The organism is Xanthomonas phaseoli pv. dieffenbachiae, assembly GCF_008639345.1.
In the GTDB taxonomy this organism is placed as follows: Bacteria; Pseudomonadota; Gammaproteobacteria; order Xanthomonadales; family Xanthomonadaceae; genus Xanthomonas; species Xanthomonas phaseoli.
In genome coordinates this window covers 4868310-4884967 of the sequence record NZ_CP041380.1, presented here as the reverse complement: position 1 = coordinate 4884967, position 16658 = coordinate 4868310, and the positions used below count along the sequence as shown (strand labels likewise).

Here is a 16658-nt window from a genome sequence, read left to right as displayed (position 1 = left end):
GAGGTCAGCCGTGCCCTTCGACGATATCGAGCCGGCCGGTTTCCAGGTCCAGCGCGGTCTTCAGGTACAGGTTCAACGGCAACGGCTGCGCCCACATCTCCGATTCGATGGTGAACAACAGCGAGCGCCGGTCCATGCGCGCAGCATCGGCATGCACGCTGACGCGCAGCGTCTCGGGAATCAGGCGCGGTTCGAACGCCAGAATCGCCTCGCGAATGCGTTGTTGCAGCGCGGCCGCATCGATACCGGTCACTGCAACACCGGCCAGATCCGGGATGCCGTAATTCAGCACCGAACTGCGTACCTGCGGGTGCGCTTCCAGCGGGCGGCTGGTTTCCAGATTCACGGCATTGAGCAACCACGACAGATCGCGAATCACGCACTCGCGCAGGCGCGTGGCCGAAATCACGCGCTGCTCGCGGCTCTCTTCGCGTTGGCTGGGCGCGACATCGGTGAGCCGGTCCAGCAGCGAGGGCTGCAGGCGTTCGGTGGTGGTGAGTTCGGCCATGGCGTGTCAGCCCGCGTCGAATTGCACATCGCGCACATCGAGCAGCGCGATCTCGCGCAACTCGGTGCTCCACATGCGCTGGCCCAGGCCGATCTCGCCCTGCGCGCCATGCGTCCATTCGGTGCGGCGCGCCAATTGCAGCTCGCCGGCATCCAGATGCTCGCTGCCGGGATACCGCACCGGCAGGTAGCCGAAGGCCTGGCCACCGTTGCGCCATAGCACGCTCACCGGCGCCCACACGGTGTCGCGCAGATCCCGCGGCGCTTGCATGCGCAACTGCTGGATGTGGCTGAGCGGTGCCCAGGCGTAGCCGCTGTCGAGCATGAGTTCGATGCAGGGCCCGAAACGGGTGTCTGCATCTGCGAGCCACTGGAAGCGTTCGCCATCGAGCACGCCGGCACTGGCCGGTGCCAACGCGAACGCCTGCGCCCGCAACGCCGCGGCCTGTTCGCCATGCCCTTGCGCCGATAGTTGCAGCGCGTGTAGATGCATCGCCAACCATTCGGCCGGCTCACCGATCACATGCGGCAATCGCGCGCCGGCAAACACCTCAGCGCGCGTCTGTTCGCCCTGCAGCACTGCAAGGTACGTCTGCGCCAAGGGCTGCGTGGCGGCATCCAGCTCAGCGCAGGCGCGCAGCTGATCTGCGGCGCGCGACCACTGGCCGAGTACGGCCAGCAACTGAAACAGGAACACGCGCTGCGCTGCGTCGGCCGGTTGCCGGCGCACCTGCTGGATCAGTTGCTGCAACGCCTGCGCCGGCTCGCCTTGGGCAAGCAGGGTCTGTGCGGTGGCATCCATCGCGCGGTTCCTTATCGAAGAAGGTGGCGGTGCCGTGCGCGGCACCGCCAGTCATTGCATTGCCGCCATCGGAGGCAGCCAACGTCACAGCGTCAACTTCCGATGGGCGGCGCAGAGCGAGCGATGTACACGCATGTCGTGCCGCACCGCGTCGCCAAACGCACCTGCGTGGCGAAGGCGTTGTGGTGGCCTGCGCCCGCGTCAGGCCTTGGCCACACCCTGAATGTCGTAGGTGAATTCCTTCGCCCCGCCCTGCGCGGTGCCCTTGTCGTCCTGCGGCTGGAAGCCGTACTTGAACTTGCCGAAGTGCAGCGTCACGTTTTCGGTCAGGCGGTCTTCGCCACCGGAGCCGCCGGTCGACAGCGAGGTAATCAGCACGCCTTCGCTCAATTCCAGGGTGAGAAAGTCGCTTTGCTCGCCGGTGGCGTTGGTGACGTACAGCCAGGCGTTTTCCACCCGTGCACCGGTGCACACTGCATCCAGCAGCGCGTTGGAGCAGCCGTCCACGTACTTGGTGATGGAGATGTCCTGGATATGCGCCTTGCCGCCGCTGGCCGAGCCGCCACCGGTGTGCAGGTCGCCGGAATTGCTCGCGCCCCACGACCAGGCCAGGATCGGAATCTCGCCCTTGTGCTTCTTGTGGTTGGACGCGCCTTCGATCTTGACCTTGCCGCTGCCGAACTTGATATGCATGTCGAACGCCATGGAACTGCTCCTTCAATGAGAGTGACAACACGAGATGGCGCGACGCGCAGTGGCGTCGTGCGTGACGCGAATGCGTCGGATCAGGCCTTGGCGGCCGAGGGAAGGCGCGAGACCAGCCGCAACGACACGGTCAGGCCCTCCAGCTGGTAATGCGGCTTGAGGAAGAACTTGGAGCTGTAGTAGCCCGGCGCGCCTTCCACTTCTTCCACCACCACTTCGGCGGCAGCCAACGGCTTGCGCGCCTTGGTTTCTTCGCTGGAGTTGGACGGGTCGCCGTCGATGTACTGCGTCACCCAGCGCGTCAGCCAGCTCTGCATCTGTTCGCGATCGGAGAACGAACCGATCTTGTCGCGCACGATGCACTTGAGGTAATGCGCAAAGCGGCAGCACGCGAACATGTACGGCAGGCGCGCACCCAACGCTGCATTGGCGGTGGCGTCCGGGTCGTCGTATTCATCGGGCTTGTTGAGCGACTGCGCGCTGATGAAGGCGGCCATGTCCGAATTCTTGCGATGTACCAGCGGCATCAGGCCCATCTTGTCCAGCTCGGCCGAGCGGCGGTCGGTGATCGCCACTTCGGTCGGGCACTTCATGTCCACGCCACCGTCGTCGGTAGGAAAGGTATGCGTGGGCAAGCCTTCCACTGCGCCGCCAGACTCGATACCGCGAATGCGCGAGCACCAGCCGTACTGCTTGAACGAGCGATTGATGTTCACCGCCATCGCGTAGGCCGCGTTCTGCCAGGTGTACTTGTTGGAATCGGCGCCGGCGGTGTCTTCTTCGAAATCGAATTCTTCCACCGGGCTGGTGGCCGCGCCGTACGGCAGGCGCGAGAGCGTGCGCGGCATGGCCAGGCCGATGTACTTGGAATCTTCCGATTCGCGCAGCGAGCGCCATGCGGCGTAATCGGGCGTGGAGAAGATCTTCGCCAGATCGCGCGGGTTGGAGAGCTCGCTCCAGTTGTCCATGCCCATCAACTTGGGCGCGGCGGCGGCAATGAACGGTGCATGTGCGGCGGCGGCTACCTGCGCAATGCCGTTGAGCAGTTCCACATCCGGCGGGCTCTGGTCGAAGTAGTAATCGCCGACCAGGCAGCCATACGGCTCGCCACCGAGCTGGCCGTATTCCTGCTCGTAGACCTTCTTGAAGATCGGACTCTGATCCCAGGCGGTGCCCTTGTAGCGCTTGAGCACCTTGCCCAGTTCCTTCTTGCTGATGTTCAGCACGCGGATCTTGAGCTGCTGGTCGGTCTCGGTGTTGTTGACCAGATAATGCAGGCCGCGCCAAGCACCTTCGAGCTGCTGCAGATCGGCGTGATGCAGGATCTGGTTGAGCTGCTCGGTGAGTGCGCGGTCGATCTCGGCGATGTAGGCCTTGATGGTCTGCGACACGTCTTCGCTGACCACATCGCTGCGGTTGAGCACCTGCTCGGCGAGCGTGCGCACCGCCGATTCCACTTCTTCCTTGGCGCGCTCGCTCTTGGGGCGGAACTCGCGGTTGAGCAGCGCGGCAAAGTCGCCCTGCTCGGTTGTTTCGGTGCCACTGGTGGCCAATGCGGCTTCGGTCGCGGACATGGCGTTACGCTCCTTCCGGTTCGGAGGCAGGCTTGGCGGCCGACACCAGCGACTGCAGCAACGCCGGGTCGCGGATGGCGTTGGCAATCAGCTGCTCTGCACCGGCCTTGCCATCCATGTAGGTGTCCAGGTTGGCCAGCTGCGTGCGCGCTTCCAGCAACTTGGCCAGCGGCGCAACCTTGCGCGCGATGGCAGCCGGCGAAAAGTCGTCCATGCTTTCGAAGGTGATATCCACCGCCAGCTCGCCTTCGCCGGTGAGCGTGTTGGGCACCTTGAATTGCGCACGCGGACGCATCGACTGCAGCCGGCTGTCGAAGTTGTCGACATCGATCTCCAATGCCTTGCGCTCGTCCAGCGAAGGCAGTTCGCCGGCATTGGCGCCGGACAGATCCGACATCACGCCCATCACGAATGGAATCTGTACCTTCTTCTGCGCACCGTAGACCTCCACGTCGTATTCGATCTGCACTCGTGGCGCCCGATTGCGGGCAATGAACTTCTGACTGCTGGCCATGCCTGATCTCCGATTGAGCTTGCCCGTTGCGCCGGCGTGCAGGGCACGTGCGCCGCCATGTGGCTTGGATGTCGCCGGCCCGGCGGTATGTCTGCGGCCTGCGTGCGACGCCGCTGCCGTGGGCTAGCCCACGACCGCCACGCACCACCCGGACCGAAGCGGCAGGCCGTGCGATGACGCTTTCTCAGCGTTGCGGCGAGGATAGAAATGCGCCTGTGCGCTCACCCGACAAATCGTCTCAATCGCCGCGATCGGGCGCAGACGGGCACGGATGCGTGATCCAGCGCCGACTTTGTGAAAGAGGCGTGATGGGTTGGCACTGCTTTTCTCGGTTGACCAGGGGACAGGCCCCGGGGAGTGGGCCGCAGGCAGCATCCGCATGAGCAGCAGCAGTTATTACAGCGCCATCGTTGCGCACGTACCGCCGGCCGGCGAGGCACAAGCGCCGCTGATGATCGATCTGCTGGCCTATATCGAGCAGCACATCGGCGAGGCGGAATTGGGCACCGAGTCGTTGCAGCAAGCGTTCGCGTTATCGCGTGCATCGCTGTACCGCTTGTTTCAGTCGCGTGGCGGTGTGGCCAGCTATATCCGCGAGCAGCGGCTAAGCACAGCGCACCGCTACCTGCAGGCCTACCCGGAGTGCAGCCTGACCTGGTTGCTCTACGAAATGGGCTTTGCCTCCGAGCGGCAGTTTCAGCGCGCGTTTCAGCAGCGCTTCGGCATGCCGCCCATGCAGTGGCGTCGCCAGTGCCGCGCTGCGCCGCATCTTCCTGCGCCACGGCGTGGCCACTACATGCCGATGTGGCGCTTCATGCGCGAACTGAGCCAGCACGTACAACCCGAGCACGCATCCATCCGCGGCGGCGCGGCCACACCCACGCACGGCTCTCCGCTGGTGCATGCCGAAGCACTGCGCCGGCTCGCCCGGCCGGCCGCGCGCTTTGCGGCACAACTGGAGCCGATGGAGAGCGAAGCACGCTGAGTTGCGCAGGAGCGCACCCGGACGCGACGTGCATGACCTGGACGCCACATCGCGCCCAGGGCCGCACCTAGGTGCGGCAAGGCAATGGCATCGGCATCAACGAATCACCAGGACCGGAATCGCACTGTGGGTCAGCACTTCCACCGTCTGGCTGCCGAGCAGCATGCGCTGCATGCCGCGGCGGCCGTGCGAGGTCATGATGATCAGATCGCTGTTGCAGTCCTTGGCGGTCTGCACGATGCCCTCGGCGGCGAAGCGATCCAGCACATGCCGCGGCGTGGCCTTGATGTTGGCAGCGGCGGCCAGCTCCAACGCCGGGCGCAGGATCTTTTCAGCGGCCGCTTCGCGCTCGGTGCGATATTCCGGGCTGGCCTCATAGCCCACGCTCCAGCCCATTGCGTCGTACATGCCCATCGCCCATGGCTCGGACACGGTGACGATATCCACTTTCGCACCGGTTGCCTTGGCCAGCTCCAGGCCTTGGAACAAACCGCGATGCGAGAGCTCGGACGCATCGATGGCGATCAGGATTCGTTTGTACATGATGACCTCCCGGATGGACCGGCTGCGGCGCCGGCGACTTGAGATTGGCAGCACTCAGCGACGCAGACCTTGATACAGATCAATCTTGCACCTGGCGGACGGTCGCGCCTGAAGCGGCTCACCTGGCTGACGAGCGACCATCTCCATCGCGCCAGTAGCGTGCTCACAACTGGCCTGTTCGCGTGTGCGCTGCATTGCACACTGGCCGTGTCCGCCTGACGGCTGCGCGACAGCTTTTTGTAACGGTTCTTCTTCGTTGCCTTCAGTCGGTGGGCGCGTCATCGGCAGCACCCCGGGGTACGCGCACGCGTGCCGGATTGCCCACGGCGGTCGCACCGGCCGGCACATCGCGCGTGACCACCGCACCGGCACCGATCACCGCGTCGTCGCCGATGCTGACGCCCGGCAGGATGATTGCCCCGCCCCCGATCCACACATTGCGCCCGACGCGGATCGGCTGCCCGAATTCCAGCCCGCTGGCGCGTCCGGCCGCATCGCGCGGATGGTCGGCAGCGTAGAACTGCACGGCGGGCCCCACCTGCGTGCCTTCGCCGATATGCACCTGACAGATATCCAGAATCACGCAATTGAAGTTGAGGAACACGCCCGCGCCCAGATGGATGTTGTAGCCGTAATCGCAATGAAATGGCGGCCGGATCACCGCACCGGCACCCACCTCGGCAAGCCGCTCGACCAGCAATGCGTGCCGCTGTGCGGCTGGCTGCGCGCCAGTGGCGTTATAGCGTGCCATCCACGCCGCAGCCGCCGCCTGATCGGCCTGCAGTTGCGCATCGGTGGCGTTGTAGAGTTCGCCAGCCAGCATTTTCTGTTTTTCGGTCTGCATGCCGCCGCGTGCCTATGCAATGAACTGCCGACAGGGTGGCATGGATATCGCGCGGTATGCATCGAGCGATGCACCAATCGCCTTGGCTTGCCGGCTCGAAGTGGCTTACAGAACCTTGCAATCTGGCGATTGGCTAAAGCGATTGGCGCATTCAGCACTGGAGTGGAAACCGCCCATGGAGAATTCGAGCATCGGCCTGGCGCGCGAGGTAGGTGTGTCGCCATTCCATTGCTTGCCGCATCCGTTGCAATGCCTTGGCGCCAGCATCGATACTCCTGACCGTGCCCTTGCGGCACGACCACGTTCAAGGACGACGTCATGACACGATGTGTAGCTGCCTGCGTTGCGTTATTGCTGTGGGCATGCGTCAGCACACCTGCCAACGCAACCTCCTCACTTTCGTTCGAGGGCGGCGGATACTGGATAGACTTCGAAATCGGTCACGTCACCCGACCAGTGATCGCCAGTCTTCGTTTCAATGCACCTGGCGACAGCAAGGGCGTGTTGTTGCGGGGCAATTTCCAGGTCAAGACGTTCGACACCAAACGCAGAATCCTCCGCCTGATTTACACAGGAGAAGACACGCGCGTGCCACCCTTTACCCTGGTCGTGCTCGCCCACAAATCGACACTGACCGTGAACGGCAAGCAGATCAACTCACGCTTCAGCTGGGAAATGTAGGCGCGCAACAGCGCAACAGCGCAACAGCGGGAAGCTTCCGCCATCGATCAGCTGTCGGAGATGGTCATGCGATCTCGCTTGGCGCATGCGGTGCAGTAGCGGCCGGCCCCGCTTGCTGCATGCACAGTACACCGCACTACGCCCTCGCCTGCCAAAGAACACGCACGCGCAGGCGAGCGACCCCTGACTACACCACGGTCAGATTGGCGTAGGCCATCACCAGCCACTTGGCGCCGACCTCGTCGAACTGCACCTGCACGCGCGCATGCGCGCCGGCGCCTTCGTAATCGACCACCACGCCGCCGCCGAACTTGGGGTGTTCGACGTTGGCGCCAAGCTTGATCGGCGCGGTCTCCACGATGCCATGGACCGGGCCGCCGCGCGCCGCGCCCAGCGATGCGGTGCGCGAAACCTGCACCTTCGGGCGCACTTCGTTGAGCAGGTCGCGCGGAATCTCGCGCAGGAAGCGCGAGGGCACGTTGTAGTTGTCCTGGCCGTGGATGCGGCGCGATTCGGCGTAGCACAGCACCAGCTTTTGCCGCGCGCGGGTGATGCCCACGTACGCCAGACGCCGTTCCTCTTCCAGCCGCCCACTCTCTTCCAACGAGCGCGCGCTCGGGAACAGGCCGTCTTCCAGACCGACCAGGAACACGATCGGAAATTCCAGGCCCTTGGCCGAATGCAGCGTCATCAGCTGCACGCCTTCTTCGCCAGCCTGCGCCTGGCCTTCGCCGGCCTCCAGCGAGGCATAGGCCAGGAAGGCGACCAGTTCGGTCATGCCCTGGCTGTCTTCGTCGTCGGGGCGGGTGAAGCGCGAGGCGACCGACACCAGTTCGTCCAGGTTCTCGGTACGCGATTCCGAATCCAGCCCGCCACGGCTTTCCTTGGCCCAATGCTCGCGCAGGCCCGAGCGCATCAGCACATGGTCGATGCGTTCGGCCAGTTCCATCTGCCCGGTTTCGGCATGCAGCTGGCCGATCAGGCTGAGGAAGGTGGCCAGCGCATTGCGTGCGCGTGCGGCCAGCGTGTTCTGCTGCGTGCACAGCATCGCCGCTTCCCACAACGACAGCGCACTGGCACGTGCCAGCCGGCGCACCTCATCCAGCGTCCGGTCGCCAATGCCGCGCGTGGGCGTGTTGACCGCGCGTTCGAACGCAGCGTCGTCGCTGCGATTGGTCAGCAGGCGCAGGTAAGCCAACGCGTCCTTGATTTCGGCACGTTCGAAAAAGCGCATGCCGCCATACACACGGTACGGCAACTGCTCGGAAATCAGCGCTTCTTCCAGCGCGCGCGATTGCGCGTTGCTGCGGTAGAGCACCGCCACTTCGCCATAACTGCCGCCGTCGCGCACCCACTGCCGTGCACGCTCGACCACATAGCGCGCTTCGTCCACTTCGTTGTAGGCCGCATACAGATCGATCGGGTCGCCATCGCCGGAATCGGTCCACAACTGTTTGCCGATACGGTCCGGGTTGTGCGCGATCACCGCATTGGCAGCGCCCAGGATATTGGCGCTGGAGCGGTAGTTCTGCTCCAGCCGCACGGTCTGCGCGCCAGGGAAATCCTTCAGGAAACGCTGGACATTCTCGACCTTGGCACCGCGCCAGCCATAGATGGCCTGGTCGTCGTCGCCCACCACGAACACGTTGCCCGATTCGCCGGCCAGCACCCGCACGAAGGCGTACTGGATGGCGTTGGTGTCCTGGAACTCGTCCACCAGAATCTCGCGGAAGCGTGCGCGGTAATGCGCCAGCAATGCGGGCGTGTCGCGCAGCAACTCGTGCGCGCGCAGCAGCAACTCGGCGAAATCCAGCAGCCCGGAGCGGTCGCAGCGTTCCTGGTAGGCCGCATACACCTGCCGGCGCACCTCGGTCCAATCGTCGTTGGGCTCGGGCTGGATATGTTGCGGACGGCGGCCCTCGTCCTTCTGCTCGTTGATCCACCAGCTCAGTTGCTTGGGCGGATACTTGCTCTCGTCCAGCTCCAGCGCCTGCACCACGCGCTTGACCAGCCGCAACTGGTCATCGCTGTCCATGACCTGGAAACCTTCCGGCAGCCGCGCGTCCTGCCAATGCAGACGCAACAGGCGATGGGCCAGCCCGTGAAATGTACCGATCCACATCCCGCGGCTGCCATTGCGCAGCTGCAGGTCGGTGCGGTGACGCATTTCGCCGGCCGCCTTGTTGGTGAAGGTCACCGCGAAGATGCCGTGGTTGGGCACGCCCTGGACTTCGTTGAGCCAGGCGATGCGATGGATCAGCACGCGCGTCTTGCCGGAGCCGGCGCCGGCCAGCACGAGGTAATGCCCCGGCGGCGCGGAAACGGCCTCGCGCTGGGCGGGGTTTAAATGATCGAGCAAATGAGAGACATCCACCGGCGCATTTTACCGGTTGTGGCGTCGCTGCGGCTGAGATTGCGATGAAGCGGTTGGGATTGCTGCCTCTCATCCGCCCTTCGGGCACCCTCCCCCCGCAGGCGGGGAAGGCAGGATAGTGGTTGCTCTGCCGCCTGCCAGAGAAGGCCGACGCTGATTGCTCTGCCGCTCGCCAGAGAAGGCGCGACGCTGCTTGCTTTCCCGCCTGCAAGAGCGCAGACGGATGCTCGCCGTGGCAGAGCCCCTCTCCCGCCTGCGGGAGAGGGGTTGGGGTGAGGGCAAGAGGCGCAGCCGACGCATGCGGGTCATCCGAGGCTTTGCTCGCCCCCTCATCGGTGCTATGCGTCGCCTTTGCCCATCGAAGAGGCCAGCGTCACGGACGGAGACGGCAGCCAAGCTACATTTCCAATCTCCACACGCCTATCAGCGCTCCAGCTGCAACAGCGCATCCCGCGCAATCGCCGCAGCCTGCTCGCGCAACTCCGGCACCGCCAGGCTTTCCCACAGCGTGCCGATGCGCAGGCTGCCGATCACCCGCAACTGCGGCTGCATCCGTCCATCGGCATCGATCAGGCTGCCATCGGGGCCGGTGTCCACGCCGATCCCGTGTGGACCGGCCACTGCGATGCCCTGCCCCAGCAATTGTTGCAGCAGCCGGTTGCCCATCGCCTGCACCCGCATTTCCACCCCGGTGGCATTGACCAGAGTCTGCACATCCAGCTGCAAGGCATGTCCGGCGCTGGCGGCTCCGGCACTCACGCGCACGCAAGCGCCCACCTCGAAGGCCACATCCAGCCGTGCGCGATGTACCTGCAGCTGACCGCGTGCCTGCATCGCCTGCAGCTGCGCATGCACCGTTGCGGCGATGCGATGCCGATGCACGTCCCAGTAGCGCACCACATGCCGCAGAAAACGGCGCTGGTCGGCAACCGACAGCGTCTGCCATAACGCCTGGCTCAACGGCCGGATGCGTTCCATCACGCTCTGCCATGGCAGGCCCTGCGCGGCGGCGATGCGCGCATGCTGGCGCAGTGTGCGCATGCGCGCGCGCAGCGGCATTGTCAGCAGCGGCTGCGGATCGAACAGCGCCACGCCGCCGTGTGCCTGCGGCAGCGGCAGCAAGCCATGCCGCGACACCACATGCACGCTTGCCCGATGCGCCTGCGCTGCCAGCGTCACCACGGTATCGGCCATGCTCAAGCCCGAACCAACGATGCACACGGCCGCGTCCGGTGGCAGCGCTGCCACCGCCTCGGTCTCCCAGGCTTCGACACGCTGCGCGCGCGACAGCCCGGTGGCACCTCGCAGCGGCAGCGGTCGCAGCGCATTGCCCACTGCCAAGACCACCACGCTCGCCTGCAGCAGCTGTCCATCGTCCAGCTGCAACAGTGCGCCATCGGCATTGGGTTGCAGGGCCTGCACGCGTGCGCAGTGCACACGCAGCGTCGCCGGGCTGTGCGCACATGCCGCCTGCAGGCGGTCGCGCAAGTACGGGCCATAGTGCCGCCGCCCCACGAACTGCAGCGGCAACTGTGCATCGTCCAGTTCGGGGCAACAGGCGTTCGCGCGCAGGTAATCGACAAAGTCGTGGGGCAGCTGCGGCAGCGCACTCATGCGCGCAGCCGGCACATTGAGCAGGTGTTCGCTGCGCGCGGTGGAATACGCCACACCTTCGCCAAGCGCCGCATGCGGCTCGATCAGGACAATCTGCAATGGCGCTGCGGCCTGGCGCAGCAGCTGCAGCGCAACCAGCACACCGGACGCGCCGCCGCCGACAATGGCGATGACGGCATCGCCGGGATCACGCAGTGTATTCATGTCGACATTGTAGGCGATGCATCGGCCACACCCGCAGGCCGTCACCGGCAGTGGCTGTCTTCCACGGCATCGCAAGCGCGGTGTGTGCCAACGCCTCCCACACGCCCTGCCTGCCAAGCACTTACGATTGGCGGGTCAGCATCGGCACGCGCCATTGGGGAATCCCCAACATGTCCATCGCCCTGGTCAGGCCCATCCTCTACGTCCACGATGTGGCGGCAATCAAGGCGTTCTACCAGACCCATTTCGCGCTCGCCGTCACCGAGGAGATTGCCGACGCGTGGGTGGTGCTTGCAGCTGGCGGCATCGAGCTGGCGCTGCACCGGGTGGGCGACGCCTACCGACAGCGGCCATCGACGCCTGCGCCGTGCCCTGTCGCGGATGCGACACGCACGACCACCAAGCTGGTGTTCGCCATCGCCAGCGATCTGCCCGCACATCGCGCGCAGCTGCAACACGCGGGCGTGCATGTGGGCGAGCTCAAACGTTACCCCGGCTTTGCGTACCAGCTGTACGACGGCCGCGACCCGGAGGGCAACGTCTTCCAGGTCATGCGCCTGGATTGACCCAGGCGCCCTACATCAACGCATCGGCCAGCCGCGCAATGCCCTCGCGGCTGCGGCGCCAGGCCGGGCGGCGACGCCACTGTTCCAACGTTAATTGCCGCGCATTGGCCAGGTAATCCTGCTCGATCTCACGCAACCGCTGCACCACGCCGGTGTCATAGCAGAGCATGCCGATCTCGGCGTTGAGCGCGAACGAGCGGATATCCAGGTTGATCGAGCCCACCAGCGCGATGTCGTCATCCATGCTCAGGTGCTTGGCATGCAGAAAGTGCGGGCGATACAGCGCAATCTTCACCCCGCAACGCAGCAGCTCTTCGAAATAGGCCTCCTGCGCCCACGCGGCCAGGCGTTGGTTGTTGTGCTCGGACAGGATCAACTGCACATCCACTCCCGACACCGCAGCGATGCGCAAGGCGCTCAACAAGGCTTCGTCGGGTACGAAGTACGGCGTGACCAGCACCACCTTGCGCCGCGCCAGATGGATCACCGCATTGATCGCATCGCGCGCATTTTCGAACGGGTACGCCGGCCCGCTGGGCAGTAGTTGCGTGGCGATATTGGCTTCGCAGACCGGCGCATCGGGCCACACGTCCAGCCGCTCTCCGGTTTCGGTGAACCAGTCGCTGGCGAAGACCGCTTCCAGATGATTGACCACCGGCCCGCGCACGCGTGCCACCAATTCGCGATTGGGCACGCCATCAATGAAGCCGGCTTCGGCCAGGTTCTGCGACCCCACAAACGCCACCCGGTTGTCGAGCACCGCAATCTTGCGATGGTTGCGCAGATCCATGCGGCCACTGCGACGCCAGCGCAAACCGCCCGGCAATACTGCCAGCACCTGCACGCCGCCGGCCTGCAGGCGCTTGCGGTAGCGGCGCAGGCCACGCTTGGCGCCCACCGCGTCCAGCAGCACGCGGCAACGCACGCCGCGTGCGCTGGCGCGTTCCAGTGCCGCCACCACCGCTTCGCCCACCGCATCGTCGAACATCAGGTAATACAGCAGGTGCACGCGTTTGTCGGCCGCATCGATCGCCGCGATCAGGGCCTGCAACGACTGCGCGTAGTCGTCGAGCAATTCCACCGCGTTGCCCAGCGTGGGCATGAAATCGCCCTCGCGTTCGATCAGCGGCACCACTTCGGCACTGCTGGTGTCTGCCTGCGGCATCCAGCGCAAGGCGTGCAGGGGCAGTTGTTGTTCGCGAATCACCTGCGAAGCGGTGGCCTGCCGCTCCACCCGCAGCCGCGACAACCACGGGTGGCCGAACAGCAGATACAGCGGCAGGCCGACCACCGGTACGAAGCCGATCAGCAGCAGCCAGCTGCGCGCCGCGCCCGGCGTGGTGCGGGCGGGAATCCATAGCAGTGCTGCCAGGCGGATCGCCCAGTCCAGCGCCAGCAGCCAGGTGCCTGTGACCCAATCGGGCAGCATCAGTGGTCCGTTCTCATCAGGAATCCGATTCTGACTTGGCCGCGCGCAAACGCAACGGCGGTGGCGCACAGACAGGGGGGCAATAGCGAAACGGCCCGCCCTGCGCATCGGCCGGCTGCACGCGTTCGGCGCAGACCTGCCGCAACGTCTGCACGAAGGCCGACTGCATCCGGGTGGGATACCAGTCGGCGCGCGTGGTCATGCCGATCTGCCGGCGCAGCAGCGGCCCGGCGCTGCCGATCTCCTCGAGCAGGCCGGCGCGGCGCTCGAACAGAAACTGGTCGCGCGACATCAAGGTCAACCAGTCGCCTTCCAGCAGCAGGCCGCGCACGGTCAGCTCGGCGCCGCATTCGATGCGCACCGGCGGCGGCTCCAGCTGGTGGTCGCCGAACAGCTGCTCCCAGCGCGCGCGCACCGGCGTGCCAGCGGCAGCGATCACCCAGGGGTAATCGCGCAGTTGCGCAAACGCATAGCCCTGCCCGGCCAAGGGGTGGCCGCTACGCGCCACGATCACCGGTTCGTCGTCGAACAGCGGCTCCTGCAGCACATCGCGCACCGGCAACGGGTCGCGCAGCGCACCGATCAACAGATCCAGGCCGCCCTCGCGCAGCTGCGCCAGCAATTGGGCGTACGGGCCCTCGACCACCTGGACGCTGGCCCCCGGATGCGCACGCGCAAACCGCGCCAGCACCTGCGGCAACAGGATGGCGCGCGCCAGCGGCATCACCCCCAGGGTAAGGCGCCCGGCGTGCTGCGAACGCAATGCGGCCACCTCGTCCAACCCGGCACGCAACTCGGCCAGCGCCAGCCGCACCTGCCGCAACAGCCGCAGCGCCACCGGCGTGGGCTGCATGGTCTTGCCGCGGCGTACCGTCAGCGGCACTTCGATCACATCGGCCAGCGACTGCACCGCGCGGTAGATCGCCGGCTGCGAAACGCCAGCGCGTACTGCCGCCAACGCGTAACTGCCTGCCACATCCACCGCCACCAAGGCCTGCAGCTGGCCCAGCGACACCCGCCGCTCCAGCCCAGGGCGCGCGGGCAGGCGCAGCGCACGCCGCGCGACTCCGATCCCCCGGCCCAGATGCGCCAGCACCCGCTCGATACGCGGCACCAGCAACCCGGCAGCCTCGGTGGCCGACATGCCACCCGGGTGCCGGTCGAACAGGCGCACGCCCAGTTGCTGCTCCAATCGCGCCACGGCCTGGGTCAGCGCCGGTTGCGACAAATTCACCCGCGGCGCCGCCGCGCTGATGCTACCGGCCTGGTGCACCACGACCAGCGCGTACAGGTGACGCAGATTCGGTTCCGGGATCGGCTGCATGCTCTAACTATAAGCAAAACCAATATGCATACCTCAAATGAATCTTGAGGCGGTTGACTCTGCCCAGCCAGACTCGGCGCACTCTTAACGAGGATGGATGGATGAGCCAGGTCGTTACCCGGATCGAGCGCACGCCGCTGGCCATCGTCGACGGGCTGGCGCAGGCCGGCGTGGCCACCGTGCACGAAGCGCAGGCCCGCAGCGGCCTGCTGCACCATCGGCTACGTCCCATCTACGCCGGTTGCCGCATCGCCGGCACCGCGGTCACCGTGTCGATTCCGCCCGGCGACAACTGGATGATGCATGTGGCCATCGAGCAACTGCAGGCAGGCGATGTGCTGGTGGTCGCGCCGAACAGCGACTGTTGCGACGGCTACTTCGGCGACCTGCTGGCCACCTCGGCGCAGGCGCGCGGATGTCGCGGCCTGATCATCGATGCCGGCGTACGCGATGTGCGCGATCTCACCGCCATGCAATTCCCTGCGTGGAGCCGCGCCATCTGCGCGCAGGGCACCATCAAGGAGACGCTCGGTTCGGTCAACGTGCCGCTGGTGTGCGCCGGGCAACTGATCCAGCCCGGCGATGTGGTGGTGGCCGACGACGATGGCGTCTGCGTGGTGCCGCGTGCCAGCGCTGCCGATGTGCTGACCGAGGCGCAGGCGCGCGAGGCACGCGAGCTGCTCAAGCGCGAACGCCTGGCACGCGGCGAACTGGGCCTGGACATCTATGCGATGCGCGAACGCCTGGCCGCCAAAGGCCTGCGCTATGTCTGAGCGCGTGCGCGCCATGTGGATGCGCGGTGGCACCTCCAAGGGTGGATTCTTTCTGGCCGACGATCTGCCCGCCGACACCGCCGCGCGCGACGCGTTCTTACTGCGCGCCTACGGCTCGCCGGATGCGCGCCAGATCGACGGCATGGGCGGCGCCGACCCGCTGACCTCCAAGGTTGCCGTGGTGTCGCGCTCGGCGCGTGCCGATGCCGACGTGGACTATCTGTTCCTGCAGGTCGCGGTGGAACAGGCGCAGGTCAGCGATGCACAGAACTGCGGCAACATGCTGGCCGGGGTTGCCCCGTTCGCGCTGGAACGTGGCTTGCTCCCCACATGCAACGGCCAGACCCAGGTGCGCATCTTCATGCGCAACACCGGCACCTTGGCTACCGCCACCGTGCAGACGCCCGATGGCACGGTGCGTTACGACGGCGATGCCCGCATCGACGGCGTCCCCGGCACGGCCGCGCCGGTTGCGCTGGCATTCGCCGATATCGCCGGCTCTTCGTGCGGCGCGCTGCTGCCGAGCGGGCATGCGGTGGACACGCTCGAGGGCCTGCAGGTCACGCTGATCGACAACGGCATGCCGTGCGTGGTGCTGCGCGCCAGCGATGTCGGCATCAGCGGTTACGAAGAGCGCGCCACGCTCGACGCCGATGCTGCGCTCAGGGCGCGCCTGGAAACGCTGCGCCTGCAGGCAGGTCCGGTGATGCAGCTGGGCGACGTGCGCGACGCCACGGTGCCGAAAATGATGCTGGTCGCCGCACCGCGCGCCGGCGGCGCGATCAGCGTGCGCTCGTTCATCCCGCACCGCTGTCATGCCTCCATTGGCGTGCTGGGTGCGGTCACCGTCGCCACCGCCTGCCTGTTGCCCGGATCGCCCGCGCACGCGCTGGCGCAGGTGCCCGGCGGGCGTAGCCAGCGGCTGGACGTCGAACACCCCAGCGGTGCGAGCAGCTGCCTGATCGATCTCGATGCGCACGGCGCCGTGGTCGGTGCCGCGGTGCTCCGCACGGCGCGCAAATTGTTCGATGGTGAGCTGTATGGCTGAACGCTCCGCTGCATCGCCAAGCCGCCGCGGCCGCCATCGCAGCGGCGCGTGCGCGCGTGTGCCGCTCAAGCAGACCATCGACAGGCAGAGTGCCGTGACCCGTGCCCACCTGCACATCGGGACCACCATTGCCGTTGCGACCTGCAGCTTCCGTCCAACGGACCGTCCCAC

The 16658-nt window shown here is 66.0% G+C and carries 16 protein-coding genes; 5 read left to right on the top strand and 11 right to left on the bottom strand.

Annotation, left to right across the window (positions count from 1 at the left end; all coding sequences use genetic code 11):
* Nucleotides 1-4: 4 nt before the first annotated feature.
* The 5 genes from tssE to tssB form a co-directional block, all read right to left on the bottom strand.
* Entirely contained in the window at nt 5-508 is a 504-nt protein-coding gene (gene tssE / locus FLG15_RS21700; RefSeq protein ID WP_017157737.1) for a type VI secretion system baseplate subunit TssE, read from the bottom strand.
* 6 nt (nt 509-514) lie between these two features.
* Nucleotides 515-1309, bottom strand: a complete 795-nt coding sequence (locus FLG15_RS21695; protein WP_057677687.1) for a type VI secretion system accessory protein TagJ — start codon at nt 1307-1309, stop codon at nt 515-517.
* A 201-nt stretch (nt 1310-1510) separates the two neighbouring features.
* Nucleotides 1511-2014: an Hcp family type VI secretion system effector gene (locus FLG15_RS21685; protein ID WP_005993934.1), complete on the bottom strand. Its 504-nt coding sequence runs from the start codon at nt 2012-2014 to the stop codon at nt 1511-1513.
* Nucleotides 2015-2094: 80 nt separating this feature from the next.
* Nucleotides 2095-3588 (bottom strand): type VI secretion system contractile sheath large subunit, encoded by a 1494-nt coding sequence (tssC, locus tag FLG15_RS21680; protein WP_057677686.1) that lies wholly within the window; start codon nt 3586-3588, stop codon nt 2095-2097.
* A gap of 4 nt (nt 3589-3592) precedes the next feature.
* Entirely contained in the window at nt 3593-4102 is a 510-nt protein-coding gene (gene tssB, locus FLG15_RS21675; RefSeq protein ID WP_008572540.1) for a type VI secretion system contractile sheath small subunit, read from the bottom strand.
* A 313-nt stretch (nt 4103-4415) separates the two neighbouring features.
* Here tssB and tagK point away from each other — a divergent pair, with 313 nt between their 5' ends.
* A complete protein-coding gene (gene tagK, locus FLG15_RS21670) occupies nt 4416-5087 on the top strand; it encodes a transcriptional regulator TagK (RefSeq protein ID WP_057687089.1) in 672 nt (223 codons plus the stop codon).
* Between the two features lie 96 nt (nt 5088-5183).
* On the opposite strand, the gene FLG15_RS21665 is transcribed toward tagK, so the two are convergent.
* Both FLG15_RS21665 and FLG15_RS21660 read right to left on the bottom strand, forming a co-directional pair.
* Complete coding sequence (locus FLG15_RS21665; protein WP_007972857.1) at nt 5184-5630, bottom strand: universal stress protein; 447 nt, start codon at nt 5628-5630, stop codon at nt 5184-5186.
* 262 nt (nt 5631-5892) lie between these two features.
* Nucleotides 5893-6474 carry a sugar O-acetyltransferase gene (locus FLG15_RS21660; protein WP_057680156.1) on the bottom strand — a complete coding sequence of 194 codons (582 nt, stop codon included), beginning with the start codon at nt 6472-6474 and terminating at the stop codon, nt 5893-5895.
* Between the two features lie 456 nt (nt 6475-6930).
* Between FLG15_RS21660 and FLG15_RS21655 the strand changes: the two genes are divergently transcribed.
* Entirely contained in the window at nt 6931-7155 is a 225-nt protein-coding gene (locus tag FLG15_RS21655) for a hypothetical protein (RefSeq protein WP_057680155.1), read from the top strand.
* Nucleotides 7156-7342: 187 nt separating this feature from the next.
* Here FLG15_RS21655 and uvrD read toward each other — a convergent pair whose 3' ends face one another.
* The gene (gene uvrD / locus FLG15_RS21650; protein WP_039571651.1) at nt 7343-9529 is read right to left on the bottom strand and encodes a DNA helicase II; all 2187 of its coding nucleotides are present in this window, start codon (nt 9527-9529) and stop codon (nt 7343-7345) included.
* A gap of 423 nt (nt 9530-9952) precedes the next feature.
* Entirely contained in the window at nt 9953-11347 is a 1395-nt protein-coding gene (locus FLG15_RS21645) for an FAD/NAD(P)-binding protein (RefSeq protein ID WP_057680100.1), read from the bottom strand.
* 170 nt (nt 11348-11517) lie between these two features.
* Here FLG15_RS21645 and FLG15_RS21640 point away from each other — a divergent pair, with 170 nt between their 5' ends.
* A complete protein-coding gene (locus tag FLG15_RS21640; protein WP_057680099.1) occupies nt 11518-11913 on the top strand; it encodes a VOC family protein in 396 nt (131 codons plus the stop codon).
* 10 nt (nt 11914-11923) lie between these two features.
* On the opposite strand, the gene cls is transcribed toward FLG15_RS21640, so the two are convergent.
* Together cls and FLG15_RS21630 are read right to left on the bottom strand one after the other, a co-directional pair.
* The gene (gene cls / locus FLG15_RS21635) at nt 11924-13342 is read right to left on the bottom strand and encodes a cardiolipin synthase (RefSeq protein WP_022560327.1); all 1419 of its coding nucleotides are present in this window, start codon (nt 13340-13342) and stop codon (nt 11924-11926) included.
* 16 nt (nt 13343-13358) lie between these two features.
* Entirely contained in the window at nt 13359-14666 is a 1308-nt protein-coding gene (locus FLG15_RS21630) for a LysR family transcriptional regulator (protein WP_150147383.1), read from the bottom strand.
* Nucleotides 14667-14767: 101 nt separating this feature from the next.
* Here FLG15_RS21630 and FLG15_RS21625 point away from each other — a divergent pair, with 101 nt between their 5' ends.
* Nucleotides 14768-15439 (top strand): 4-carboxy-4-hydroxy-2-oxoadipate aldolase/oxaloacetate decarboxylase, encoded by a 672-nt coding sequence (locus FLG15_RS21625; RefSeq protein WP_057680098.1) that lies wholly within the window; start codon nt 14768-14770, stop codon nt 15437-15439.
* Nucleotides 15432-16487, top strand: a complete 1056-nt coding sequence (locus FLG15_RS21620) for a 4-oxalomesaconate tautomerase (protein ID WP_057680097.1) — start codon at nt 15432-15434, stop codon at nt 16485-16487. The genes FLG15_RS21625 and FLG15_RS21620 overlap by 8 nt, the downstream gene beginning before the upstream one ends.
* Nucleotides 16488-16658: the final 171 nt, after the last annotated feature.